Raw genomic sequence first — 26,956 nt, 5'->3', positions numbered from 1 at the left:
AAATATCCGATAGTTAAGTTTTTTAACCGATATCCAAAGTGATTGGAGCAACTAATGGAAATGGAAAAAGAGTTAAAGAAACTTTCGTATAGCGGAGTTGCGATGGCAATTCTGTTAACACTGGCCCCGAATGATGTTTTTGCGATGCACATTATGGAAGGTTTTTTGCCGCCGATGTGGGCACTGGCCTGGTGGGTGCTGTTCCTGCCGTGCCTGTTTATGGGGCTGGTGCGCTTAAAGCAGATTGTGGCTGAAGACAGTAATCAAAAAGTGTTACTGGCACTGTGTGGTGCCTTTATTTTCGTGCTCTCCGCGCTGAAAATTCCGTCGGTGACCGGCAGTTGCTCGCACCCCACGGGTGTTGGGCTGGCGGTGATTCTGTTCGGGCCTGTGGTGGTGGCGGTATTAGGGGCGATTGTGCTGCTATTTCAGGCGCTGCTATTGGCACACGGCGGGTTGACCACCTTGGGCGCGAATGGCATGTCGATGGCGGTGATTGGGCCGGTCGTGGGTTATCTGGTCTGGAAACTGGCCTGTAAAGCGGGGTTACGCCGTGATGTTGGGGTGTTCCTGTGCGCCATGCTCGCCGACTTAACCACCTATTTTGTCACCTCGGTTCAGCTCGGATTGGCCTTCCCAGACCCGCAATTTGGTGTCAGCGGCTCGATTATCAAATTTATGGGGGTGTTCTGCATTACCCAGATCCCGATAGCCATTGCGGAAGGTTTGCTGACAGTGATGATTTACGACCAATTAACCAAACGCCAGTTAATCCACTCGGAGGCTCATTAACATGAAAAAGACCCTTATCCTGCTGGCGATGGTGATAGCACTGGTGATCTTGCCGTTTTTTATCAATCACGGCGGCGAATATGGCGGCTCGGATGGCGAGGCTGAAGCTTTAATTCAGGTCACCGCACCACACTATCAGCCGTGGTTCACGCCGCTATATGAACCGGCCAGCGGCGAAATCGAAAGCTTACTCTTTACCCTGCAAGGCTCCATGGGTGCGGCGGTGATCTTCTATATCTTGGGCTACTACCGGGGGAAACGCGGTGAGCATGCTGGGGATTGATAAGCTGAGCTATCAGAGCCGCTGGCGACAGGCTGACCCGATGGGAAAACTGCTGCTGTATGGGGTATTCCTGCTGCTCGCCATGCTCAGCCCGCCGATGTATCAGGCGCTGCTGCTGCTGTTTATCGCCGCGCTGACCTGCTATTTGCTGCGGGTTGGCCCGCGCCGCTATCTGCGCTGGCTGGCGATCCCGCTCTCTTTTTTGTTGCTGGGGCTGGTGACCATTGTGCTATCGCTGGCCCGTCAACCGGAGAGCTTGTGGTGGGGGGTGCAAATGGGCAACTGGTGGTTCGGCATCGATAAAATCGGCCTCGCCACCGCCAATCAAACATTGTGGCGTAGTCTGGCGGCACTGGCAGCCACCTTCTGGTTTGTGCTCAACACACCATTTCCGCAGCTGATTCAACTATTGAAACGCTGCCATGCCCCCCGTCTGCTTACCGAGCAGATCCTGCTGACATGGCGCTTTATCTTTATTTTGATCGAGGAGGCGGCGGCGATTCATCAGGCGCAGTCACTGAGATTTGGCTATATCTCATTGCCCACGGGTTACCGCTCGCTGGCAATGCTGGTTGGTATGCTATTTACCCGCGTGATGATTCGCTATCAGCAGATGGTCATCTCGCTGGATATGAAACTCTATCAGGGTGATTTTCACCTGTAAGGCAGGATGTGATGTTAGCCACCCGGCAGTTATGTTTCAGCTATCAGGATGAGCAGGTGCTGCATGATCTGACACTGGATTTCAGCCAACACGCGGTCACCGGTGTCTTGGGGGCCAATGGTTGCGGCAAATCCACGCTATTTATGAATCTGACCGGCATTCTGCAACCGCAGCAGGGGGCGGTGTTGTGGCAAGATGAGCCGCTTAGCTACAAAAAAGCTTCGTTACGGGCACTACGCCAGCGGGTAACCACGGTGTTTCAAGACCCGGAACAGCAGATCTTTTATACCGATATCGACAGTGATATTGCTTTCAGCTTGCGCAATCTGGGGATGCCAGAGGCGATTATTGCCGAGCGGGTTGATCGGGCGCTGACTTTGGTGGATGCGCAGGGGTTTCGCCATAAATCGATCCAGCACCTGAGCCACGGGCAGAAAAAACGGGTGGCGATTGCCGGGGCGCTGGTGATGGAGGCGGAGTATCTGCTGCTGGATGAACCGACAGCGGGACTCGATCCTGCGGGCCGCCAACATATGATTACCCTTATTGAGCGCATTGTGGCGGAAGGAAAACGGGTTATTCTATCCAGCCATGATATCGACCTGATTTATAAGGTTTGTGACTACCTGTATGTCCTATCTCATGGGCACCTGATGATGGCTGGTGAAACCACCGAGGTGTTCCTGCAACAGGAAAAACTGCAAGCCGCCGGGCTGGTTCAGCCGTGGCTGGTGAAAATGCACACTGAGCTAGGGTTGCCGCTGTGCAAAACCGAAGAACAACTTTTTGCGTTGATGCGTCAGCGTGAAGCGGAGGAAGCGCGATGAGTTTATCGATCATGGTGCAAGGCACGGCATCTGACGTCGGCAAAAGTGTGTTAGTGGCGGGGCTATGCCGCATTTTTATGCAGGATGGGTATCGTTGCGCCCCCTTCAAATCGCAAAATATGGCGCTGAATTCGGGTATTACGCCGCAAGGCGAGGAGATGGGGCGGGCGCAGATTTTTCAGGCCGAAGCGGCGGGTATCGTCCCTGATGTGCGCATGAATCCGGTGCTGCTAAAACCCACCAGTGACCGCAAGGCGCAGGTGGTGTTGATGGGCAAAGTGGCCTGCAATATGGATGCGGTGGAGTATCACCAGTACAAGCCGCAGTTGCAGCAGCAGATCAGTGAGGTCTACCACAGTCTGGCCGCTGAATATGAGGTGATGGTGCTAGAGGGGGCCGGCAGCCCTGCGGAGATTAATCTGCGCGACCGCGATATCGTCAATATGGGCATGGCAATAATGGCGGATGCGCCGGTTTTATTGGTGGCTGATATTGATCGCGGCGGTGTATTCGCCTCTATTTATGGCACGCTGGCGTTGCTACACCCGGATGAAAAAGCGCGGGTTAAAGGGGTGATCATCAATAAGTTTCGCGGGGATATCGCGCTGCTTAAACCCGGCTTAGAACAGATTGAAGCCCTGACGGATGTCCCTGTTTTGGGGGTGATGCCGTGGCTGGATATTGATTTGGAAGATGAAGATGGTGTGGCGCTGCAAAATGGCAAATATGATGATGCGACAGAACAGGCGCTAGATATCGCGGTAATTCGCCTGCCACACATTGCCAACTTTACCGATTTTAATGCCCTGGCTGCGCAGCCAGATGTGCGCTTACGCTATGTTGCGCAGCTCTCCGCGTTGGGTCAGCCGGACTTGATTATCCTGCCCGGCAGCAAAAATACGCTAGGTGATTTGCAGTGGCTGCATCATAGCGGGCTGGCGGCGGCACTGCTGGCGCAGCATCAGCGGCAACTACCGCTGATCGGGATCTGCGGCGGCTATCAGATGTTGGGTAAGCGCATTGTCGATGGCGTGGAGTCGGGCCTTGAGCAGATGGAGGGCCTCGGTTTGCTAGACGTAGAGACCCAATTCGCGCCGGATAAAGTCACCACACGGGTCAGCGGCCACTGTTTGGCGGCCCTGCCGGGGATGCTGGCAAGCTGCGCGGAGCACCCACTGGAGGGCTATGAGATCCATATGGGAGTTTCCCAATTGGGGGCTGATGCCACCCCTTTTGCCCGCCTAACACTGCGTAACGGGCAAGCGGAGCAGTGGGTCGATGGGGCGGTGAACAGTGACGGCAATGTGCTGGGCAGCTATATTCATGGCCTGTTCGACAGCCACCACTTTACCCGCGCCCTGCTAGATAAGTTGCGGCAACGTAAAGGGCTGGCGGCGTTTGATGGTGTGAGTGTCAATTATGCGGAGCATAAGCAGCAACAGTTTGATATTTTGGCGGCACACATGCGCCAGCATATTGATATAGAACGTATTTATCAGCTAATGGCCGCACATCAACAGGAGAGCACACAGTGATTTTGATTACCGGCGGTGCGCGTAGCGGCAAGAGTTCGCTGGCTGAACGGCTGGCGGCACAGGCGTGCGATCGGGTGTTTTACATCGCCACCTCGGTGGTGACTGACACCGAAATGGCCGAGCGGGTTGCGCTCCACCGTGCCACCCGCCCGGCACACTGGCGCACTTGGGAGGGGTATCGGGATCTCGCCGCGGTACTGGAGCAGCAAGTGGCTGGGGGTGAGGCGGTGGTGCTAGAGTGCATCACCACGCTCATCACCAATCTGCTGTTTGAGCAGGCGGGCGACACGCCACCTGAACAGATGGATTTTACCCAGTTGGAGGTGGGGGTCCAGCAACAGATTACCGATCTGCTGGCCGCCTGCGCCCGCAGTTCAGCGCCAATCTATCTGGTCACCAATGAGCTGGGCATGGGGATCGTGCCGGAAAACCGCCTCGCGCGGCATTTTCGCGATATCGCGGGGCGGGTCAATCAACGGCTGGCGGCAGCGGCTGACGAGGTGTTTTTAGTGGTTTCTGGTATTGAGGTCAAAATTAAATGAGCCTGCGGCTATTTCTCGCCACCTTGCAGTTTATGACCCGCATTCCGGTGCCTGAGCGCTGGACACAAGGGCTGGCGATGGATCAATACGAACGCGGTATTGTCGGCTTCCCACTGATTGGCTTGATTGTTGGGGGGATCGGTGGCGTGCTCTTTACCTTGCTGGCCCCTTGGTGCGGTGTGCCCTTGGCGGCACTGGGCTATGTGCTGGCCCTGGCACTGATCACCGGCGCTTTTCATCTCGATGGGCTGGCAGATACCTGTGATGGGGTGTTTTCCGCCCGTAAGCGCGAGCAGATGCTGGAGATCATGCGCGACAGTCGCCTCGGCACTAATGGCGGGTTGGCGCTGATCTTTATGGTGGTGGCAAAAGTGCTGGTGGTGAGCGAACTGGCGCTGCGCGATGTGCCGATGCTTGCTATGCTGACCGCCGCTTCGGTCGCGGGCCGCACGGTAATTGTGCTGCTGATGTACCGCCAGCGCTATGCCCGCGCAGGTAATGGGCTGGGCAACATATACATTGGTAAAGTCACTGGCAGACAAACGGCCATCACCTTAGCAGGCGGCGTGGTATTGACGCTATTGCTCGGCAAAGGGGCGGCGGTGCTGGCGCTGGTGATCACCATGGCGGTGGTATGGCTGCTGGCGACCTATCTGCGCAGCCGCCTGGGCGGGCAGACCGGTGATACCCTGGGGGCCGCGGCCGAGATGGGCGAACTCCTGTTTTTGCTGGCGCTGCTGTGATATCACAACCCCCTGAACACTCTCAATAGTGGGCCATTCTATGCGACTCTTTCTGGTACGCCACGGGCAAACCGAGGCCAATTTGCGCGGTGTTTTTTGCGGCATGACCGATTTGCCGCTGACCTCACCGGGCGTGGAGCAGGCCGGACAGGTCGCCGCGTGGCTGGCAGATGTTGATTTTACCCACGCGGTGAGCAGTCAATTACTACGCGCGCGCCATACCGCCGATATCGTGCTGGCGGGGCAGGACATTAACGCCACTATCGACGAGCAATTGAATGAGATGAATTTTGGTGATTGGGAAATGCGCCATCACCATGATTTACAACGTGAAGATCCCGATGCATGGGCGGCATGGGTGGCCGATTGGCAACAGGCCAGCCCCACCGCTGGGGAGTCTTTTCCGCAGTTTTTGGCCCGCATCGAAGGGGCCGTTGTGCAACTCAAATCAGTGCAAAATAACGACAATAATCGGCTACTGGTCGCCCATCAGGGGGTGTTAAGCCTGATGTTGGCCCGCCTGCTGGCAATGCCCGCAGCGGCCATGTGGCACTTTCATTTTGAGCAGGGGGCATACAGCGTGTTGGAGATCCATGACGGGTTTGTCACGCTGCGTGCATTTAACAGTCGGGCTGCCTGGCAGCCTGCGACACGAGGTTAAACAGATGCAGACACTTTCATCGATTCTGGCGAGAATTCCACCGTTAGACCACAAAGCGATGGCCCGCGCCAAAGTGCGGCTGGACGGCTTGCTTAAGCCACCCGGCAGTTTGGGCCGTCTGGAGCTATTGGCTACCCAACTGGCGGGGATGCGCGGGTTATATGGTCATCAAGTCTGCCGCAAGCAAATTATTGTGATGGCCGCTGATCATGGTGTCTACGACGAAGGTGTGGCTGTTTCGCCCCGCGTGGTCACCATGGTTCAGGCGCTGAATATGGTGAGGGGCGTGACCGGTGTTTGTGTGCTGGCCGCCAATGCGGGTGTGGAGGTGAAGATTGTCGATGTGGGTATCGACAGCGAGACACTCCCCGGCGTGCTGGATATGAAAGTGGCCCGTGGCAGTGGCAATATTGCTCGCGAAGCGGCGATGACCCGCCAACAGGCAGAAGATCTACTGTTCGCCAGCGCCACGCTGACACTACAACAAGCCGCTGATGGGGTGAAAGTGTTTGGTGTCGGTGAGCTGGGTATGGCGAACACCACGCCCGCCGCCGCGATGGTTAGCGTGTTTACCGACAGTGATCCTGAGTCGGTGGTGGGTATCGGGGCGAATTTCCCCAGTGAGCAACTGCATCATAAAGTGGCGGTGGTGCGCCGCGCCATCGAAACCAATCAGCCGGATGCCAGTGATGGCATTGATGTGCTGGCAAAAGTTGGCGGCTTTGATCTGGTGGGTATGACCGGCGTGATGTTAGGTGCGGCGGCTGCGGGATTACCGGTGGTGCTGGATGGTTTCCTCTCGTATGCCTCGGCGTTGGCGGCTTGCCGTATCGCCCCCGGTGTGCGCGAATACCTGATTCCATCACATATGTCGGCAGAAAAAGGCGCGGTGATCGCCCTGAATCACCTGCAACTGGAGCCCTATTTGCAGATGGAAATGCGTCTGGGTGAGGGCAGTGGTGCGGCCCTCGCCATGCATTTGGTCGATGCAGCCTGTGCGATGTACAACAATATGGGCTCGCTAGCGGAGAGCCATATTGAGTTGCCAACCACGACGGCTTAATAATTGCAGTGGCGTTTTAAGTCGAAACGCCACCGCTAAAAAAACCGGAACATTTAACACTGATCCGGTGGGTATTTAACCGGGGTAATTATTTGCTCTTATCCTGAATGCCACGCACGCTCAGATTATTATTATCCACTTGCGGCAAACCGGTGGTCGCAGAAGTTGATAACAGCCCGGTTTCAGCATAGTTGAATAGCTTCTCGCGGGTATCGGTGATATCCAGGTTGCGCATGGTCAACTGACCAATACGGTCATCTGGTGAGAACACCGACTCTCCTTTTTCCATGGTCAGACGCTCTGGTTTGTAAGTCAGATTGTCGGAGACCGTATTGAGGATCGAGTAGTCATTACCGCGACGCAGTTCCAGTGTCACTTCACCGGTAATTTCGCTGGCAACCCAACGCTGGGCTGAATCACGCAGCATCAGCGCTTGCGGATCAAACCAACGACCTTGATATAGCAGACGGCCCAGAACACGGCCATTGGCATGATATTGCTCAATGGTATCTTCGTTGTGAATACCTGTCAGCAGGCGCTCGTAAGCAATATGCAGCAGTGCCATCCCTGGGGCTTCATAGATGCCACGGCTTTTAGCTTCGATAATCCGGTTTTCAATCTGGTCGCTCATGCCCAGACCATGACGGCCACCGATGCGGTTAGCTTCCATCATCAGCTCGACGCTGTCGTCGAAGGTCACGCCATTCAGTGCCACCGGATAACCGCGCTCAAAACGGACGGAAACCTCTTCCGCTTTGACGACCACATTCTCATCCCAGAATTTCACCCCCATGATCGGGTTAACGATTTTGAGGCTGGAGTTCAGAAACTCTAGATCTTTGGCTTCATGAGTTGCACCCAACATGTTGGAGTCGGTGGAGTAGGCTTTCTCGGTCGACATTTTGTAGTCGAAACCGGATTGAATCATAAATTCGGACATCTCATGGCGGCCACCTAATTCATCGATGAAATCGGTATCCAGCCACGGCTTGTAAATTTTCAACTCAGCATTAGTCAACAGCCCGTAACGATAAAAACGCTCAATATCGTTACCTTTATAGGTACTGCCATCACCCCAGATATTCACGCCATCTTCTTTCATGGCGGCGACCAGCATGGTTCCGGTGACGGCACGGCCCAGCGGGGTGGTGTTGAAATAGGTGACACCGGCGGTAGTGTTGTGGAAGGCACCACATTGAATAGCGGCGATCCCTTCAGCGACCAGCTGCTTGCGGCAATCGATCAGGCGGGCTTTCTCTGCACCGTACTCCATCGCTTTACGTGGAATAGCATCGTAATCCTCTTCATCAGGCTGACCCAGATTAGCGGTATAGGCGTAAGGAATTGCCCCTTTTTTCTGCATCCACAGCAGCGCGGCACTGGTGTCCAGGCCACCGGAGAAGGCAATACCAACACGCTGATTAATAGGAAGGTGTTTGAGAATAGTTGTCATCAATTAAATCCTGTATGAATTTAGGTCAGTCTGGCAAAGGTTTCAATGGCTACATTGATATCGCAAAACCGGTAGTAGAGTCAAAGATATTTTGCATATTTATGTGAATTTTATTGCATAAGTATTTAATTTGTACTTTGGTGAAATTCCGTTTCATTTAAATTAATTTCACGTTCTGTTATGATATCTACATCGATTTTTTATCACGTGTAACACGTTAAAATTTAAAGCGGAAAACCGCCATTGTAAACCGGCGCATCGGGATATTTCACCATAGTGGTGAAAAGCGCGGGTGTAAGCAAATTGGGCGTGATTTCAGGGACAGTTAAGTTGAAAATCTTTCGCGAAAGCGCGTGGTATAAAAAACGAAAATCCTACCGGGTACTATTTTGGCGTGAGATAACGCCGCTGGCGATCCCACTGTTTATTGAAGGGCTGTGCGTCCTGTTGATGGGGGTGTTCAGCACTTTACTGGTGAGTTGGCTGGGCAAAGAGGCGATGGCGGCGGTGGGTCTGGCTGACAGCTTCAATATGTTGATTGCGGCTTTCTTTGCCTCAGTGGCGCTGGGGACATCGGTGGTGGTGTCATTCAGTCTCGGTCAGCGCAAGCGCAAGCAAGCGCAAACGGCGGCCCGCGAATCCATCTCTCTGCTGGTTTTAATCTCCTTACTCTTGGTGCTGCTGGTGCATTTTGCCGGTGAGGCCATTATCAATCTGATGGCGAATCAGGCCGATCCCGCCGTTAAGGCCATGGCACTGACCTACCTGAATTTGACGGTCTGGAACTATCCGGCGATGGCGATCACGCTGGTGGGATGTGGTGCGCTACGGGGGGCCGGTAATACGCGGTTGCCGATGTTTATCAATATTGCGATGAATATTCTCAATATTGTTATCAGTAGCGTGCTGATTTACGGCCTGTTTAGCTGGCAGGGAGTAGGTTTTATCGGCGCGGGTATTGGTATCACGCTTGCACGCTATATCGGCGCGCTGGTGGTGGTTCTGGTGCTGATTTTCGGTGCCAATAATACTCTGCGTATCCCCTTCAAGGCCTATTTTTTGCCCTTTACCTCAGCCATTATGTTTGAGGTGCTGAGCATCGGCATTCCCGCCAGTGTTGAATCCGTGATGTTCAGTATCGGTAAGCTGATTACCCAGCGCTTTGTTGCGGGAATGGGTACTGAAGTGATCGCCGGTAACTTTATTGCTTTTTCAATCGTCGGGCTGATTAACTTGCCGGGCAATGCGTTGGGATACAGTTCGACAATCATCATCGGCACACGATTGGGGAAAGGGCAGATTTTGCAGCCAATTCGCCAACTCAAACATATCTTCTGGCTATCCACCGTCGGCGTCTGTTTTATCGCGCTGCTATCGATCCCCAGTGCTGGATTTTTGGCCTCTCTCTATACCAACGAACCGGGCGTTATCAATGTGGTGAAGCATCTGATCTGGATAAATGCGCTGTTTATGCCGATCTGGGCGGCCTCTTGGGTGCTACCATCGGGCCTGAAAGGGGCGAAGGATGCTCGTTATACCATGTGGGTGGCGCTGGCAGGGATGTGGGGTTGCCGCATTATTGTTGGTTATATCTTGGGGATAACCCTGGGATTTGGCGTCACAGGCGTTTGGATGGGGATGTTCCTCGACTGGATAGTGCGCGGCGTACTGTTTTATCGCCGCATGTCTACAGGCCGCTGGTTGTGGCGCTATCGACCAGTGGCATAACCCCTACGGCCAACCGCTGGCTGGAGTGGCACGCCACATCTTCTTAAGCCGAATGATTAAGTATTTTCGGCCCATTGCCGATAAATAGATAAGCAGAATGTTATTCCTTATTTTCCGAATGACTTAATTCGCCTTGTTACTACTTATCAATCTTCATTCGCATTGGGGAAAGTATGGATAATTTTCAAAAAGAGATAGAGGAGAGAACTAACCTCACCTCATCGAACCGGTTTGAGCTGTTGCTGTTCCGCTTGGGCGAGTCGCATGATGAAGAGAAATCTGAGCTGTTCGGCATCAACGTGTTTAAGTTGCGTGAAATTGTGCCCATGCCTACGCTAACCAAGGTGGCGGGTATGGCATCGCCAATGATGGGGATGGCGAATATTCGCGGGGAGATTATTCCTGTGATTGATCTCCCGGCTATTGTCGGTTGTGAGCCAAAAACCGGATTAAATATTCTGCTGGTAACCGAATATGCTCGTAGTACTCAGGCATTCGCGGTGGAGTCGGTTGATGATATCGTCCGCCTTGAATGGAGTCAGGTACTGGCTGCTGATGCGGGTGTTAAGAGTCGCAGCATCACCAGCATTGCACGGCTGGATAACGACACCGCAAGTAACCGTCTAGCTCTGGTGCTGGATGTTGAACAGATTTTGTATGACATCGTTCCCGCTCATCGTAATGTCCAAATCGACAGTGAGAAAACCAAGGCGTTTGATCTGAAACCTGGCTCAGTCGCCATTGTGGCTGAGGACTCGAAGGTGGCACGTTCGATGCTGGAAGAGGGCTTGAAGATGATGGATATTCCCGCGGTGATGCATATCACCGGCCTGGAGGCGTGGAATAAAATTCGTAAGATGGCTGATGAGGCGCGGGCGGAGGGGCGGCCTATCTCGGATAAAATCGCATTTGTGTTAACCGATTTAGAAATGCCAGAGATGGACGGCTTTACATTGACGCTGAATATTAAACGCGATGAATTCCTGAAGAATATTCCGGTGATTATCCATTCATCGCTGTCCGGTAGTGCGAATGAAGATCATGTCCGCAAAGTTGGGGCGGATGCTTACGTAGCAAAATTTGAAGTCAATGAATTGGAAGCGGCGATCCACAGTGCTCTGGATTCCAAAAAAGCGATAAATTCGTAACAGCCATTCCCATCTTGGTATCTAAGCCATTGACTTGCAACATAATGGCTTAGATGCTGAACCCCCCATCTAGTGACAACTACTCAGTTACAGACTGAAACTGGCGTAATGGCAGAAACCTCAATATAATCAGTTTATTCATTAACCAACGTTATTTAAGGAGGATTACTATGTTGACCCGTGAATTGTTTCTTTATTCACTCGTCTTTAGTGATCGTGCTTGCTCAAGCATTACCGGTATCGTGCTGCGATAACCTGCTTGAGCGAAGCTAACTAACACACTGAGAACTTCCCTCCAGCTTACTGGTTATCGTCAGTTTTTTTTGACGATCGGCATTTTATGCCTGTAAAACTTGAGTAAGCAATGACCACATTACTTTCTGCACAATCTGTCTGTTACGACAACACTTTCGGCCCACTGCTGGCTGAGATCACCTTTGGCCTGAAAAAAGGTGACCGTATCGGTCTGATTGGCCATAACGGCAGTGGTAAAAGCACGCTGCTAAAGATCCTCAGCGGGGATTTACCCGCCACCTCTGGCACCATCACCACCGCCAATCATTGCCTGATGGCATGTGTTGAACAACATCTGCCCGCTATGTTGGCTGACTGCACTCTGCTGGATGCGGTGCTCAATCATCTGCCCGATAGCCTGCATCAACCCGAATACTGGCAAGCTGAAGTTTTACTCGCCAGTTTGGGGTTTGACGAGGCCGACTGGGAGTTGACTGCCGGTACATTGAGTGGAGGAGAGCACACGCGCCTGCTATTGGCTCGGGCGCTGATTCGCCAACCCGATTTGCTGCTGCTGGACGAACCCAGTAACCATCTGGATTTACCCACTCTGCTGTGGTTGGAACAGTTTCTGCTAAATTGGAGCGGTAGTTTTGTTCTGGTTTCACATGATCGCAGCTTACTGGACCATGTCACCAACTGCACCTGGATCTTGCGCGACAAAAATCTACAGTTCATTCGTCTGCCTTGCACGTTGGCGCGACAGGCATTAGCGGAAAAAGATATCGTGGATAGCCACCGCCGTCAGGCCGAACAGAAGGAGATTGATCGGGTGGCAAAGAGTGCCAAACGGCTGGCTATCTGGGGTAGCGTGTATGACAGCGAAAAACTGGCGCGTAAGGCGAAGCAGATGGAGAGGCAGGTCGATCGACTTAAGGATGAGCAGACCCAACTCACTGCGGGTAATCAGTGGCAGTTGCGTCTCAACGGCGAGGCCTTACCGGCAGACCGCGTGCTGGCATTGTCAGCTCTGCGGGTGCGGCCAGCGCCACTGGCCCCGGTGCTATTTGAGTTGGATCAATTGCGGGTAAAAAGCGGTGATCGAATTGCGTTGGTTGGACGTAACGGCTGTGGTAAATCCTCATTGCTGCACTGCTTGTGGCGGGCGGTTAGCCAGCCAGAGGCCGCAGATGTCGGTCTGGTGTTCCATCCAAAAGTGCGTGTGGGCTACTACGATCAGAGCCTGCAACAACTGAGGGATGAGGATACATTAACCGAGGCTTTGACCCCGTTCGCACCGCTAACGGAAGATCAGCGAAAAATGGCACTAATCGGCGCAGGTTTCCCTTATCTCCGGCATCAACAGCGGGTTAATACGCTGAGCGGCGGCGAGCGTTCGCGATTACTGTTTGTCGGCCTAACACTGGCTAACTACTCGCTACTGCTGCTCGACGAGCCAACCAATCACCTTGATATGGAAGGCAAAGAGGAGCTGGCGGACACGCTGAAGACATTTAGTGGCGCCGTGCTGCTGGTTTCCCATGACCGCACATTGATTGAACAAAGCTGCAATCGTTTTTGGCTAATCAATAAACAGCGGCTGGAAGAGTGGCACGATTTAGAACCGGTTTATGCTATTTTGGCTGATAAATCGGTGCCAATGGCTCTCACGACGGCAACTCACTCAACGACAATATTGCCAGCCGAGACGCAAGCGGAAAGCGAAGAGGAGCGCTTGCTGGCGACACTACTGGAATTGGAAAGCAAGCTGGGGGAGGATTTAGCACGTAAACCCAGACATCAGAAACCTGTGTTGCAACAGCAGTGGCAGCAGCAGATTGCACAACTCAATACCCTGCTAGGGTTGGCGTAAATGTTAGGCCGCAAGGATGCGGCGCAACCAGGGTCTCAGAACCCTGATGGAGAATGATGGTGCTATCGCCTATGACGGATTGCAACGTGGGTAAGCAGAAAAGCAAAAAGCCCGCTTAAGTTTCCTTAAGCGGGCTTCTCTAATTTGGCTCCTCTGACTGGACTCGAACCAGTGACATACGGATTAACAGTCCGCCGTTCTACCGACTGAACTACAGAGGAATCGTGTGAACGAGGCGAATAATAGCGGGGTATCTGGGGCATGTCAAAGGGGAAAAACGTTATAAATGCGCGTTTGCTGAGAGAATGAGCTTATTGGCTTGTTTTTCAGCAAACTTGCTATTTATCCCGCAAGTTATCCCCCTTGTTAAGCTGCTCACATTATTCCCCCGACCAAGCTTCGCATCCTCACGCGGATAAGGTATAGTTCCGCTTTTTGCGAAGGTATCATGCTGACTAACTCCTCCATTCGTCTCAATAAATACATTAGCGAGAGCGGTATCTGTTCTCGACGCGATGCAGATCGCTATATCGAACAAGGCAATGTTTTTATTAACGGCAAGCGTGCTACGGTTGGCGTTCAGGTCTCTGCCGGAGATGTGGTGAAAGTTAACGGTCAGATTATCGAGCCGCGTAATGAAGAGGACTTAATACTGATTGCGCTGAATAAGCCCGTCGGCGTAATAAGCACCACGGAAGATGGTGAGCAGAATAACATCGTTGATTTTGTTAACCACAGCAAACGGGTCTTTCCTATCGGGCGGCTGGATAAAGATTCGCAAGGGCTGATTTTACTGACGAATCACGGCGATTTGGTCAACAAAATCCTGCGTGCTGGGAACGATCACGAAAAAGAGTATGTTGTGACCGTCAACAAACCGGTGACTGACGAATTTATTCTCGGTTTAGGGGCCGGTGTGCCGATGCTGGGAACGGTGACCAAGAAATGCAAAGTGAAGAGAGAGGCCACTTTTGTGTTTCGTATCACCCTGGTGCAGGGTCTTAATCGCCAGATTCGCCGCATGTGTAAGCACTTTGGCTATGAAGTTACCAAGCTAGAACGCGTACGTATCATGAATATCAGTCTGAAAGGGCTGCCGCAGGGTGAATGGCGAGATTTGACTGAAGATGAACTCATCGAGTTATTTAAGTTGATCGAAAACTCATCGTCCGATGAAAAACCAGTAAAAAAAGCGCCGGTTAAAGCGGTTGAAGCGAAAAGAGTGAGCATCAGCGGGCCGAAAAAAACCGAAAAACCTGATGGTAATGCCGCTTCCCGTAAGCGCTTTGCCCAGCCTGGGCGTAAGAAGAAAGGGCGCTAAATCTGCACTATTATTACCAACGGCAGGAAACTATCACCAACGGCTGGAAACGGCCTCTGCACTGAAGATCATCTAAGCACCTCCCGTGGCGGGCTGAAATAGCGATTTAAGCCCCACTGCCGCGGGTAGGTATCCGCTCAAGTCAAAATTTCTCTCAGGTTAACCCGGCAAAAAGTGATTTGTTACATTGTCACCTTTATGCGTTGGCTATTTTTGACCTCATTACCCGCATCATTAAAATAAATATAATTCAGGGTCACCTCACCGTTAAGTGAGGTGGGCTGCTGTTCAAAATGGTACTGCCGATCAGCAAATGGGGCCAACATCATGTCCATCTCTTGGGCGACCAGAACGTTTTTTTGCTGGCTTTGCAGCTGAATCTGGCCGAAAGAGACATGATATGGCGTGGGGTTATGGGCGATGAGAACGTATTCACTATTTTGCTTTTTGAGGGTGAAACTCACTTTTTTCAGCGCTTCGGCCGGTGGTGGCGTTAACCCGTCGGGGCGATAAAAAATCTTCATCTGGGTGTTCATCGCCATCGCCACCTGAGCATGGGCATCGACATTACGCCGCGTTTTGGGCGGTATCTCATACAGATTCAGCCAGTAAACTGACTCCCGATCGGTAGGCAGATTCTCCCCTTTATTGATAATTCGTAGCCCTTGAGCCGCGCCCGCTTGCATCTTAAATACAGCCGGTAACACCATAAATGGCGCTTTGCTCTGGTCTGGCGTGCTGTCTACATCACCATCATCAATCCAGGTTTGTACCACCACCGGATAATCATTGGTATTCGCTAACATCAGTGTGCGTTCGCGCGACTCCGGCTGATAGATCATGCGCGTCGCTCCCGCGACTAAACCGGCCGAAACGTGCTGATTGATAGTTAATATGAGTAAAAATAAGCATAAATATCTCATTGTATTTTCACCAAAACATAAGCGGTGGCATCGATCTTACCGGTTGTTGGGCTGCCCTTAGGCAGTTTTTTCAATGTGGCGGTGAAGTGATGGGAGTAGTTGTTATAGCCGGCGGCACTACTGCCATTGGCGCTGGCCCCCGTTAAGATGGGATACCAACCCGCAGCACTGGAACCCGTGATGCAATTGCTGACACATCCGCCCCAGCCGACAAAATTCATTGCCGCGCCATTGCTGTCACTCAAGCTGATCCCCACCCCGGTGGCAATGCGGTTATCCGTACCGTAATGGTCGGAGAGTAAGTAGCTTACGCCACCGGCCGCGTTCACCAACCCTAAGCTCTGTGCTTTCAGGTAGCCCGGTAATGAGGTTTGGATACCCAGCGCCGTTTGACCGCTATTAATGCCCGACTCCGTGCCGGATTGGCACTCAATATCCACCGTAATATCGGCACTGCGTGTTTGGTTATTGTTGAGTTCATTCACGGTGATGATAGGGAAAACCACATAAGGCGTGACGTTGCGCACCACGCAGGTATTTTTACGTGTCAGGACGGCGACCGGCGAGGTATTCATGCCAAACGCCATATAGCGCCCACTCCCCCATGTTTGATAATTAGTCGCCGAATCATACCCGGCTTCCGGCACTGGCATACCGGGGCCTTTGAAAACCACATAGCCATTGGGTTGATTGCAGGTGTAGCTGCCGGAGTAGTTATCTGCCGCTGGCCCCGGACATCCCCAGGTCGAGGGGCCAGGGTTGTGGTCGACTGAGCCGACCTTTTTTAATTCAGCGCGGATCTGGCTGAAATGCTTGCCTTTAATCTGAATCTTATTGCCCAGTACATCGAATTTTTTCAGGGGCACTTGTTGCCAGATGCGGCTGAATTCAATACCTGAATCGACATGAATCAATTTCAATGCGGTATAAGGGAAGAACGTCTGAAAATAGTTATCCCCCATGTTGGTGTAGCCGCCGACATTACTGTCGCCATTTGTGGCGAAAACTTCGAAAATGCTCTCTTTATCGGCGATATCACATTCATAGATAACGGCTTCTGGATCTGCCCAGAAACGGGCGGGGACTAAACTAATAATACTGGAGGCCAGAATCGAATCAACGGGCTGAATATAGTTGCTCGTCATATTGATATTGCCTAGTTGCAATGAGGCACCGTAGTTATCGCCACCGATGTTGGCACCTTTCCAGACACATTGCGCATAACTGGGTAGCGTCACACTCAGTAAGCCGAATGCCAAAAACAATCCCATACCCTGAGAGAATAAGGGGCGGCGTCGATCTAACGTAGCGCGGCGGGTCGTCATAGGATTCATACTGTTTCTCTGATTCAAGGCTGAGTAACGACACACAAGGCATCGAGTTTATAAAGTTGCTGATCGTTGTTGGGGGTGCCTAAATTGTAATCAAGCTGACACCGCTCATCGGCAGCATCCCCCCATACCAGCATGAGCGTCCCGCTAGGGGATGCCGCCCGTAAGTAGGCTTGGCTGGCCTGTCCGACCATTCCGACTTCATGTTGCTGTTTACTGTCGTCATGCCTGCTATCGGCGCTGCCGTTGGTGCTATAAATCACAGTACCCATGGGCAGTTGGCTGCCATCAGCGAGCTTGACGTTAATTAACACCGGATATCCGCTCAGTGTGCGGAAAGTGACCTTCACCGTAGAGCCGGCATAGGGCGCAATCTGCCGCTCGCCATCTCGCAACTCGGTATTGAAATCCATACCATCAGGATCGAGCGTAATGGTGTTGTAGCGATAGGGCGTCAAGGTGGGTACTAAGGCATAGCCAAAGTGGTCAATACGCGCACCTTGCCCATACATCACCTTGGCCCCGCTGGCACCTTTGGCCTCGATTAAGGCAAAGGTATCGCTCAGGTATGGCCCCAGTGTGATACCGCCGCTATGGACGGCCGCCGAGCCTCGCGCACTGGCTGATCCTTGCCAATAGCCGGGGCTGCTGGAGGCGCTGCCGCTCAGGCTGGTCACGGGTAACCGCTTTTGCAAACTGCCGCTAAAGGTGCTCTCTTTGTTCTGCTCACTGCGGGCAAAATCCATGCTGTAACTGGCTGATTGGTCATCGCCCATCACACCGGATAATGAGGTCTGATAGCTGGCACCGCTGGCCTGGCTGTTGACCGCGCCGGCTGAAATATAGGGCGCACGTGGGCTACCGCCTAACGGGAATGAGATGGAGATCTGCACCAGGGTTTCGCTGACGCCGAGAGTATTGGCGCCATTTGCCGCAGGCATACCACTGCCGGGGTCGACAAAGTAAACTTCATTGCTGCCACCCCCGGTTTTTTGTTGTGAAACTGCAAGGTTGAAGCTGGTATCGCGCCATAGGGTATTGGCATAACCCAACTGCAACTGCGTATCCCGTTTGCGGTCACTCCGGTAATCCTGCGAGGAGGCGGTTAAATACAGTGAACCGTAACGGTTAAAATTCTGATTAAGCGAAATTTCAGCTCGGCTGCGCTGTTGATAAGAGCCGGAGCTCCAAACTTTGCCCTGAGTGGCGGCCCGAACGCCTAATACATCGCTCAAATCACGGTAGCCCTCAGTTGAGTAGCGGTAACCGGCCACCGATAGCGTGGTGTTGGTGGCCTCAAAGGTGCGGCTGAAAGCGGCTCGCGCCATCCAGCCACTCTGTTGCTCATCATCAGGTAAGCTGGCTTTCGAATAGGTGACATCCAGCCCTAAGGCACCAATATAGTGGGTAAAGACGCCGCCCAGCATGAGGGCTTGATAACCGGGGGCCAGACGTAAACCACTGTTTGCCGTAATGGCATTACTGACGCCACGCTGATAGGTCAGCTCACTGAAGAGTTCATGATTACCCTGATCACGCACCTTCCCAGCGGCAAAACTGTAGCGTGAATAGCCAGGTCGTAATGACTCAGGCACCGAGGAGAAGGGCACCTGAAAGGTACTCAGGCTGCCATCTGCCTCTTGAATCTCGACGGTCAGGTCACCACCAAAATTGGTGGCTGATAAATCATCAAACTCAAACGGCCCCGGTGAAACGGTAGCTTGGTAAATCGAGCGGTTATTCTGATATACCGTCACCTTGGCGTTGGTTCTGGCGATGCCGCGCACCACAGGGGCGTAGCCACGTTGTGATTCCGGCAGCATGCGGTCATCGGTTGCCAGCGCGATGCCGGTAAACCCCATACTTGAGAAAAACTGACCGGCGCTGAAAGTTTCACCGGCGGTCACTTCACTGCCAATTGACGGCAGTGCGCGCTGGCTGTACAGCCGGTTAGAGGTCCAGTTCGCCCCTCGGGTCTGGTCATAACGCAAGGAGCCCTGCTGACGAAAACGCCACATACCGGCATTGATACCGTTGGTCAGGCTCAAATAACTCGAATCAGTGGCGCGCTTAATGCCATCTTTGTTATAGCCCACGTGATATTGGTTGAAATTGTAATTACTGAAACCAATAGTCTCGCCTGAGGTGAGATTGCGCGGATCGACATAACCCCGAGGCATTTTCTTAACAAATAGCTGCGGAACCGACAGGTCAAAACGTAATTTGGCGTAATCAAAATGATAATCGCTGGTAGGAAGAATAGTTTTTAAATCCAGACAGTTATCTTCCAAATTGGCCTGTTTCAGGGCTGACTCTTCCACACCTGCCTGTAGTAACTGCGCACCTGATAGGCAGGGAACAACGTCATCACCTTTAGTGATAAAGGTCAGTTCAACACGATCGACAAATTTGTTGTTCATATAGAGATCAACTTGGTATTTGCCTGCCTCATAACTATTTTTTTTATTAAAGCGAGATATAGAACCTAAGCCGAGAGAGGAGCCACGCAATAGCGCATCCTCAAACACGTATTCATCTTGATGATGCTCATCCGCTGCTGACAGGCTATAACTGACTAACAAGCCCTGTGTTAGCAAGTAGGATAGCCAGGAGCTATACCTCACTGGCTATCCCTGCGCCGGAGTCGATTCTGGATTATCATCACAGATAGATTACAGATGATAATTACAGGGGATGTTGGTGCCATAATCGTTAACCACGTTTAGCGTCAACAATTCACCCTTTTTGCCCTTAACCCCGGCGGGGAAGGCTAAATCAGTGGTTGAATTGGGAGCAAACATTTCGCTCGTAGCAAACGAAATGGTTTTCCCATCGCTGACCAGTTTGGCATCACGTAGGCTGATATAATAACCCGTTGGGTTATGTATCTTGATTTTATCACCGGCAACGCTATCCAGCGTGACTTGGATTTTTTCACCTAAGGTATCGACATTTTCTTTTAGCGCGGCAGGGCGGTAAAAGACTTTCAGTCGATTATTCACGATCAAAACCAGCTTATTCTCCGACTGGTTATCTGCTTTTAATGCCGGGATCTGCAAAAAATTAAGATAGAACACTGATTCACGATCTTTGGGTAAATTACGCTCAATATATGCCAGCCGTATCACTTGTCCGCTTTGAGGCTCCATGCGAAATATCTGTGGTGTCAATGTAAAAGGAACATCACTTTTTGATGGCGAGGACTGATTATTACCATCATCCATCCAGAGTTGGACCAGGTTAGGGTAGTCATCTTTATTGCTGAGTTGTAATACTTTCTCCCGCGTGCCTTCAGGATAAATAATACGAGTCCCTGTCATGACAACACTGGCTTTTGTCCATAAGGGTACGCCGCTGAGCAGCAACAACGAGCAGGCGATAATTTTGTGGGCAGTCAGTGTCATAGCGCTTACTTATCCTTGGTTTTTCTGGTTTATTTAGGCTCCGTTACCGGGTGGCCAACATATTCATGAAACGGACGATTTCACGAATAGTCAGGGGTAAGTGATCGCATATTGGGCAGATGCAATGACACTCCCAGCCGTCGCACGACCCTCTTCGGTAATATATTGTGCAGCCAGATCTTGTGATGCGGATGTTGCGCCAGCGACTAGCGTGATACCGGGGACTTCAACGCTACCGCCAGACATGCGAATCGGTGCGCCATGAGTATCAAGTAGCTGAATTGCAACATTTTGTGCTGTGCCGACATTACCCAAGTTACCTGCGCTCGTGACATTCATTCCCTGAAAAACTGAGCTGATTTTGGTGTCTTGAATGGCAATGTTGCAGCCGGTGAGGTTAATCGTGAAATTGGTTTTACCCGCAACAGAATTAACTTGATTCAGATTGCTAGTTGAGACTGTGGGTAACAAAACAACCGGGGTGTTAGCTGTGCCATTAATATCAACCATGCAAGTCTGTTCGGCCACTTCGCCCTGAAACTTAATTGTGTTATTTGAGGTAGCGGCTAACGCTATACCCGGTAGGGTAAGTAGCATCAACGCCATTAGAGTTTTTCCCATGAATTCCTACTTAAATTTATGATTAATATTCTGGCAAATAGAGACCTTTTGTATTCAGTGAGTGAGCGATCACTCAGTTGAATAGAATTAGCCGTTATTTCGTTTTTTCTGTTCAGTTTTTGGGCCGATGCTAGTGTAGGGGGAAATTGAGGTGAGGAGAATGAGATGCGTCCTTGTTTTATATCTGAAATTTCCCACAAAATATGTAGGAACAGATCCGGTTAAAAATGGAAGAATAATAAAATCGTTTTATTTTATTATGTTAGGTTGATTTTCTTGCCTGGTGACGCAATTAGGCTTTTATTCTAAGTAAAAGTAATTTCGAGTTAAATAAGAAAACCCGCCACAAGTTCTGACGGGTTTTAATGGTGACACACCATACACTTCTATTTTATCGCGTCACTACCTATTTGACTGTGTCACTACTGCCTATTTACTGCATCACTACTACCTATTTTGGAGTATGAAGCCAGTAGCTCAATTAATAATTGGTTAGTCTCGGTTAGCAGTGCCAGATATTCGACTCCGTGCGTGATAATTGCCGGCTTATCATGCGTATGCAGCAGCGACTCGAACTTAATACAGCTATCTACCAGTGCTTGTGCATCAATTAGCTGTACACCGCCTTTAATCCGGTGCACCAGACTTGCCATCTCTGTGTAAATATCATCGGAAATTGCGTTGCTATCCGCCGCCAACTGGTGATATCGCTGTGTCAACGCCTCGCTATCCTGCGAATGACTTTCCAGTAGTGATTGCAATAACTGCAACTCCACCTCAGCACTGCCTCCAGAGAGCGACCTTAATTTATCTTGCGCCGCCGTCACTGGGGATGGCGGTAATTTAGCTGTTTCACTATTTTTTGGGCTAACGGGATTGTCACTTGCGCTGTGATGACGGTCCGCGCTTATATCACCAATAATCTCTTGGCGAAGGAGCACGGTGCGCAAGGTGTCGATGGTCACCGGTTTGATCATGCAATCATTCATCCCTGCATTAGAACAGCGGGCCGTGCTCTCTTCCCGCGCATCTGCGGTACAGCCAATAATGATCATCTCTTTTATTGTTGGGCTACTACGGATATGGCCGGCCAGTTCGTAACCATTCATCAATGGCATACTGTAATCGGTGATGACTATGTCAAAACTATAATGCTGCAATATCTGCCAGGCCTCCGCGCCATTTTCTGCGCTCATCACCTGCTCAATTCCGATAAAAGCTAGCTGCTGTTGCAGTAACTGACGGTTAGCCGGTAAATCATCCACCACTAAAACACGTAGGTTTTTTAAATGATTCAGTTGCTTTTCATCAGCATACAAAACAGTCGTATCTTGCGGTATATCATCCTCAGTGGCTATCTCCAGCGGCAAGGTAATAAATAGGCTGGTGCCTTTACCCAGTTTGCTCTCCAGGATGATTTGCCCGCCCATCTTATGAATCAACTGATGACAGATCCAAAGCCCCAATCCCGAACCACCAAAGCGCGGTGATTTACCTTCATTAGCCTGACTAAATGGCTGGAACAGTGTGGCCTGCGCGGCCGACGAGATGCCAATGCCGGTATCGGTAATATCGATATTCATTACGCCATGTTGCCCATCCGTCGGCTCCCAAGTGACATCCACCGAGACACCACCTTGCTCGGTAAATTTCAGCGCATTGCCCAACAGATTGCCCATGACTTGCCGCACTCGCAGCATATCGACCATCAGCAACGCCGGGATCTGCTCATCCAGCCAGCCAGAGAATCGTAGTCCGCGCTCATCGGCGATCGGTTGATAGATAGTGAACATCCGCTCCATCTCCTGGCGGAAATCAACCACCGCCGGGTGAACACTCAGTTGACCGGCCTCAATCTTGGCGGAGTCGATAATGTCATCCAGCAGTAGCATCAGGGACTGCGCTGTTTTGGATACGGTGACTAAGGTATCTTTTTCGACCGGCTGCTCACTGCGAATTTCCAGCTCTAGCAAACCCATAATGGCGTACATGGGGGTGCGCAGTTCATGACTGATAGTGGCAAGGAAAGTACTTTTGGTGCGGTTGGCGCTTTCGGCTTCGACACGGGCCGCTTCCAATTCACGCTCGACCGTTTTCCGTTGGCTGATATCCAGCCAGCCGCCCAGTAAACTGCGCTCAGCATTATCCAGCGGAATAATCCACAGGAAGATATCCCGCAGCTCTTCGTTAATCTCAAGGGACAAATCCACCATTTGTGGTTTTCTATCCAGCAAGACGAATCGACAATATTTATCTATCTCACGATCGAGCTGACTGGTCATTGGCCAGTGGGCAGACTCGCTCTTTTGATTGAGCATATCGTTCAGTTTATCCTGGTGTGCGGCAGCAAAGTGGCTGTTATAAACCGCAAGATCCCCATTCTTAGCACGGATAAATACGGCGAAGGGTAGGGCATTAATAATGGACTCTTGTTGCAGTAAGCGGGTATGTAACAACATGGCCTGACGGCGCTTGTTAAATACGAGATAGCAAAGATATAAGCCGAAGACCAATAATAGCCCTGAGCTTATTTTCAGCGCGAGCATCAGTAATTCATTATCTAATGAGTTGTTATCGAAACTCGCAGGGTTAGGTTTAAATGTGCTCCAATCACTGATCAGATTATCTAGCTCTTCCGGCGGAATAGATTCAATCACTTTATCAATGATGGCTTTTAATTCAGGTAGCCTCGGGCTGATGCCAAATGCCATCATCAATGGCTCTTCACCGGCGACAGCCACGGTTTTAATATTGGGACTAAAATTCTGCGCTGATAAGTAGTTGGCCGTCATCATATTTTTGAGGACTGCATCAACTTTACCCTGCTGCAACCACCGCACCAGCGTCATGGTATCGGGGGCTTGAACAAAGGTAATCTTCTGGGCTAATAGGGGATTACCAATAATCCCACTGGAAGCACTACCCGCCTGTACGCCTACCCGTTTTCCTGCCAGATCGGCCACATTATTGATATCAATGCGATCTTCACGGGTCAAAATACCCCATAGGGATTGGGCAACAGGCGAGGAGTAAAGATTGTGCCCATACATGCCGTTACGTACCGCCACAATCGGCAGCATATCGATTTTACCGGCGATAAAATCACGTACCCCTTCACCGCTATCTTTGGTGAAAACCGGTTCAAATTTAAGTCCGGTCCGACGTGAAATAATATCAATGAGGTCAATGGAGAAACCGGCCATTTCGCCGGTCTGACGATCACGGAAAATCAGGGGGGCCAAATCAAGTGGGGCGACATAACTCACCACCGGGTGTTGCTGAATCCAGCTAACTTCTTGTTCGGTCAAAAGCAACTTAGCATCAATATTGTAATGATGTTTGCTACCAAACCAACGCTGCTGAATATCACCGGTCGCCCGGGTGGGTAGCAGTTCTAGAATCTGATTAATGTAATCAATGAGTTTTTGATTACTTTCCCGCGCCAGAAATGTATAGGGGGCCGGGTGGTAAGGGGCAAAGTTGCGAATTTGCAACGTCAGCAACTGCAATTGGTCAATCAAATAGTTGGCAGAGGTGGCATTAGAGACAAATACATCAGCATTACCATAGGCAACCGCCAGCAACCCTTGTAACTGGTTAGGGTAGGCGACAATTTTATCGGCATGATAATTAAATAAAAACTCTGGCGAGAGCGGCTCATTATTGACGATAGCCACTGTTTCCGGGTGGGTACGTTTGGTTGGGTCCCACTTTTTGCTGCGGACTTCAACATGCCGATTAGTAAAGAATGCATGGGAGGCGATCAACCCCGGCTGAGCGGGCATCGGGGTTCCGGCCATTAAATCAATCTGACCATTTTCCAGCGCATTTAACACTAGTCCGTAGTCGCAATAGCCAATCATCTGGAAGGATAACTGACTGGCATCACTGATGATTTGCAGGTAATCGGCGACAATACCTTCAATGGCATTATCATCGCGATTAACCACAAATGGGGTGTTGGCATCAATCACCACGCCCACTTTCACCGTGCGTCGACTCGATTGGCGTGTGTCGGTGGAGGGCGTCAGTAATAAATCTTCGCTGTAACTATTGGCGATGCTGTGTATCGACAGGGGTTGCCCGGTGTCACACCCCTGACGGCCGGTCATCACGGCGGCATGAAGCTGCCCGCTAAGTAACAGCAAGCAAGATAGTAAGATGAGTAAGGAAAACCCACTACGTAAAGAAGATTCGGCTCGTCGGAAATCAGACCTGGCTGAACTACACCAAATTATGGGTATGCGCATAATCTGCCAGTTCAATTACAGAACTTAACCCTAATTTGGTCAGGATACGGGTTTTATAGGTACTGACAGTTTTGTTGCTGATAAACATTTCGTCGGCGATTTGCTTATTAGACAAGCCATTTACCAAATAACGTAAAACATTAATTTCTCGCTCAGATAACAAACGCGCCCGATTGACAGGATCATGGCTCGAAGGTTGCCCGGCTAATTGGGTCAAAGCTTCAGATGGGAAGAATGAATACCCACGTAATACGTTCTGTGCCGCAAACAGAATTTCGCTAATATCTTTATTTTTGCTGATGAATCCGTTGGCACCAGCCTGTAATGCCCGTACCGCAAAAACTTGCTCATTTTTGGCGGACAAGAATAATGATTTACCGGTAAATCCACGTTGTTGCAGTTTTTTTAGCAACGAAAAACCATCGAAATTAGGTAATTCAATATCAATGATAACTAAATCAACAGGACTGTTTTTTAATATTTCTAGTGCTTCGCTACCATCGACAGATTCATAAATTGTTGAAAATTCATTGCTTTGTGATAGTAATGCCCGAATGGCGACACGTATAGCCGGATGGTCATCAACTATCATCACTGATTTTGTCATGTTATCTCCATAAACTGTTATATCTTGGGATTCGCAGGGTTAATTCACTGCCCCTCACTTGCACCGATAGACTCCAAATGATTACCCAAGACGAGATAAACAAGAACCGCTACTGCCGATGCCTAAAGTACTATTTCGGTGATTCTAATCTCTAATTATAGATTATCAAGAAAAGATTCTTTCTTATGTATAGGTTACGCAGCTCACTTCAACCCAATGGGCTTATTCAACCTAGTGATTTGATTATAAACGATTTAGGATTTTTTTTACTGAAATAAAAATAAATTATTCAGGAAAAAAGATGAGAAATAGTTAATTTATAATTCTAAATGTAAATATATACGATTTTTCAGGTTGGGGTGTAGGAAAATTCTATAATCGATTCTGCTTTTTATTCTGGTATAAATATCAGGAGGATAGCTAGCGCTTTGATAATGACATCCCCCCACAGCATAATTCAATTAATGATATTACATTAGCGACGGTTAGATGGCTAAGCAGGTCAACTACAGTGCGCCCTCCGCGATAGTATCTTCTTGCAAGACCCTTGTCAGAAACGCCGCTATTTTGACTTCAATCTGACTATCGATGGTTCTCAATCGCAGTAAGGCAATACCGCATTTGCCCAGAATGGCATCTTTCAGCGCATCGTTGATCAGTTGCTATGTTTTCGGCCAGTGCCATCAGGGTGAAGCTGCGTCTACATTGATAAGAGAGGGGAAAACAGATGTCACAATACAAAAAAGCAAAAATCCCGCTTAAGTTTCCTTAAGCGGGATTTTCTAATTTGGCTCCTCTGACTGGACTCGAACCAGTGACATACGGATTAACAGTCCGCCGTTCTACCGACTGAACTACAGAGGAATCGTGTGAACGAGGCGAATAATAGCGGGGTATCTGGGGCATGTCAAAGGGGAAACCGTAAATTTGGATTGTTTGCTTAGAGTTTGTGC

21 protein-coding genes and 2 tRNA genes are annotated in these 26,956 nt (G+C 50.6%); 13 read left to right on the top strand and 10 right to left on the bottom strand.

Annotation, left to right across the window (positions count from 1 at the left end):
* Positions 1–54: 54 nt before the first annotated feature.
* From cbiM to cobT, 9 genes are read left to right on the top strand one after another with little or no spacing between them, the layout of a single operon-like run.
* Positions 55–792, top strand: a complete 738-nt coding sequence (gene cbiM, locus FFE93_RS13355) for a cobalt ECF transporter S component CbiM (RefSeq protein WP_005274581.1) — start codon at positions 55–57, stop codon at positions 790–792.
* 1 nt (position 793) lies between these two features.
* On the top strand, positions 794–1,075 hold the full coding sequence (locus FFE93_RS13350; protein WP_005274578.1) for an energy-coupling factor ABC transporter substrate-binding protein: 282 nt from the start codon (positions 794–796) through the stop codon (positions 1,073–1,075).
* The gene (locus tag FFE93_RS13345) at positions 1,062–1,739 is read left to right on the top strand and encodes an energy-coupling factor ABC transporter transmembrane protein (protein ID WP_057647144.1); all 678 of its coding nucleotides are present in this window, start codon (positions 1,062–1,064) and stop codon (positions 1,737–1,739) included. The genes FFE93_RS13350 and FFE93_RS13345 overlap by 14 nt, the downstream gene beginning before the upstream one ends.
* Before the next feature lie 11 nt (positions 1,740–1,750).
* Positions 1,751–2,566 carry an ATP-binding cassette domain-containing protein gene (locus FFE93_RS13340; protein ID WP_005274572.1) on the top strand — a complete coding sequence of 272 codons (816 nt, stop codon included), beginning with the start codon at positions 1,751–1,753 and terminating at the stop codon, positions 2,564–2,566.
* Positions 2,563–4,101, top strand: a complete 1,539-nt coding sequence (locus FFE93_RS13335; RefSeq protein ID WP_054872163.1) for a cobyric acid synthase — start codon at positions 2,563–2,565, stop codon at positions 4,099–4,101. Before FFE93_RS13340 ends, FFE93_RS13335 begins: the two co-directional genes overlap by 4 nt.
* Positions 4,098–4,643, top strand: coding sequence for a bifunctional adenosylcobinamide kinase/adenosylcobinamide-phosphate guanylyltransferase (gene cobU, locus FFE93_RS13330; RefSeq protein ID WP_054872162.1), 546 nt, complete (start codon positions 4,098–4,100; stop codon positions 4,641–4,643). Before FFE93_RS13335 ends, cobU begins: the two co-directional genes overlap by 4 nt.
* The gene (cobS, locus tag FFE93_RS13325; protein ID WP_138775334.1) at positions 4,640–5,386 is read left to right on the top strand and encodes an adenosylcobinamide-GDP ribazoletransferase; all 747 of its coding nucleotides are present in this window, start codon (positions 4,640–4,642) and stop codon (positions 5,384–5,386) included. Before cobU ends, cobS begins: the two co-directional genes overlap by 4 nt.
* Before the next feature lie 40 nt (positions 5,387–5,426).
* Complete coding sequence (locus tag FFE93_RS13320; protein ID WP_005274561.1) at positions 5,427–6,047, top strand: adenosylcobalamin/alpha-ribazole phosphatase; 621 nt, start codon at positions 5,427–5,429, stop codon at positions 6,045–6,047.
* A gap of 4 nt (positions 6,048–6,051) precedes the next feature.
* A complete protein-coding gene (gene cobT / locus FFE93_RS13315; RefSeq protein WP_032897956.1) occupies positions 6,052–7,110 on the top strand; it encodes a nicotinate-nucleotide--dimethylbenzimidazole phosphoribosyltransferase in 1,059 nt (352 codons plus the stop codon).
* 88 nt (positions 7,111–7,198) lie between these two features.
* On the opposite strand, the gene argG is transcribed toward cobT, so the two are convergent.
* Positions 7,199–8,563 carry an argininosuccinate synthase gene (gene argG, locus FFE93_RS13310; protein ID WP_005274558.1) on the bottom strand — a complete coding sequence of 455 codons (1,365 nt, stop codon included), beginning with the start codon at positions 8,561–8,563 and terminating at the stop codon, positions 7,199–7,201.
* 330 nt (positions 8,564–8,893) lie between these two features.
* Between argG and FFE93_RS13305 the strand changes: the two genes are divergently transcribed.
* From FFE93_RS13305 to FFE93_RS13295, 3 genes are all read left to right on the top strand, one after another.
* Positions 8,894–10,291 carry an EmmdR/YeeO family multidrug/toxin efflux MATE transporter gene (locus FFE93_RS13305; RefSeq protein ID WP_032897989.1) on the top strand — a complete coding sequence of 466 codons (1,398 nt, stop codon included), beginning with the start codon at positions 8,894–8,896 and terminating at the stop codon, positions 10,289–10,291.
* Between the two features lie 173 nt (positions 10,292–10,464).
* Positions 10,465–11,439 (top strand): chemotaxis protein, encoded by a 975-nt coding sequence (locus FFE93_RS13300; protein ID WP_005274553.1) that lies wholly within the window; start codon positions 10,465–10,467, stop codon positions 11,437–11,439.
* Between the two features lie 364 nt (positions 11,440–11,803).
* Positions 11,804–13,546, top strand: a complete 1,743-nt coding sequence (locus FFE93_RS13295; RefSeq protein WP_138775333.1) for an ABC-F family ATP-binding cassette domain-containing protein — start codon at positions 11,804–11,806, stop codon at positions 13,544–13,546.
* 145 nt (positions 13,547–13,691) lie between these two features.
* Here FFE93_RS13295 and FFE93_RS13290 read toward each other — a convergent pair.
* Positions 13,692–13,767, bottom strand: a tRNA-Asn gene (locus tag FFE93_RS13290).
* A 227-nt stretch (positions 13,768–13,994) separates the two neighbouring features.
* Here FFE93_RS13290 and rluF point away from each other — a divergent pair.
* A complete protein-coding gene (rluF, locus tag FFE93_RS13285) occupies positions 13,995–14,867 on the top strand; it encodes a 23S rRNA pseudouridine(2604) synthase RluF (protein ID WP_005279491.1) in 873 nt (290 codons plus the stop codon).
* A gap of 182 nt (positions 14,868–15,049) precedes the next feature.
* On the opposite strand, the gene FFE93_RS13280 is transcribed toward rluF, so the two are convergent.
* The 8 genes from FFE93_RS13280 to FFE93_RS13245 form a co-directional block, all read right to left on the bottom strand.
* Positions 15,050–15,790 carry a molecular chaperone gene (locus FFE93_RS13280; protein WP_032899066.1) on the bottom strand — a complete coding sequence of 247 codons (741 nt, stop codon included), beginning with the start codon at positions 15,788–15,790 and terminating at the stop codon, positions 15,050–15,052.
* Positions 15,787–17,124, bottom strand: coding sequence for a fimbrial protein (locus FFE93_RS13275; protein WP_186367656.1), 1,338 nt, complete (start codon positions 17,122–17,124; stop codon positions 15,787–15,789). Before FFE93_RS13275 ends, FFE93_RS13280 begins: the two co-directional genes overlap by 4 nt.
* 14 nt (positions 17,125–17,138) lie before the next feature.
* The gene (locus tag FFE93_RS13270) at positions 17,139–19,745 is read right to left on the bottom strand and encodes a fimbria/pilus outer membrane usher protein (RefSeq protein ID WP_138775332.1); all 2,607 of its coding nucleotides are present in this window, start codon (positions 19,743–19,745) and stop codon (positions 17,139–17,141) included.
* Between the two features lie 48 nt (positions 19,746–19,793).
* Positions 19,794–20,525 carry a molecular chaperone gene (locus FFE93_RS13265; RefSeq protein ID WP_005279484.1) on the bottom strand — a complete coding sequence of 244 codons (732 nt, stop codon included), beginning with the start codon at positions 20,523–20,525 and terminating at the stop codon, positions 19,794–19,796.
* Between the two features lie 90 nt (positions 20,526–20,615).
* Positions 20,616–21,146 (bottom strand): fimbrial protein, encoded by a 531-nt coding sequence (locus FFE93_RS13260; RefSeq protein ID WP_005279482.1) that lies wholly within the window; start codon positions 21,144–21,146, stop codon positions 20,616–20,618.
* A gap of 422 nt (positions 21,147–21,568) precedes the next feature.
* Complete coding sequence (locus FFE93_RS13255) at positions 21,569–25,291, bottom strand: ATP-binding protein (protein WP_186367719.1); 3,723 nt, start codon at positions 25,289–25,291, stop codon at positions 21,569–21,571.
* A 79-nt stretch (positions 25,292–25,370) separates the two neighbouring features.
* Entirely contained in the window at positions 25,371–26,003 is a 633-nt protein-coding gene (locus FFE93_RS13250) for a response regulator transcription factor (protein ID WP_005279477.1), read from the bottom strand.
* 788 nt (positions 26,004–26,791) lie between these two features.
* A tRNA-Asn gene (locus FFE93_RS13245) sits at positions 26,792–26,867 on the bottom strand.
* Positions 26,868–26,956: the final 89 nt, after the last annotated feature.

It is taken from the genome of Yersinia sp. KBS0713 (assembly GCF_005937895.2).
GTDB lineage: Bacteria > Pseudomonadota > Gammaproteobacteria > Enterobacterales > Enterobacteriaceae > Yersinia > Yersinia bercovieri.
Note: the sequence above shows the minus strand (reverse complement) of the source record. Positions and strands in the feature narration are given on the sequence as shown.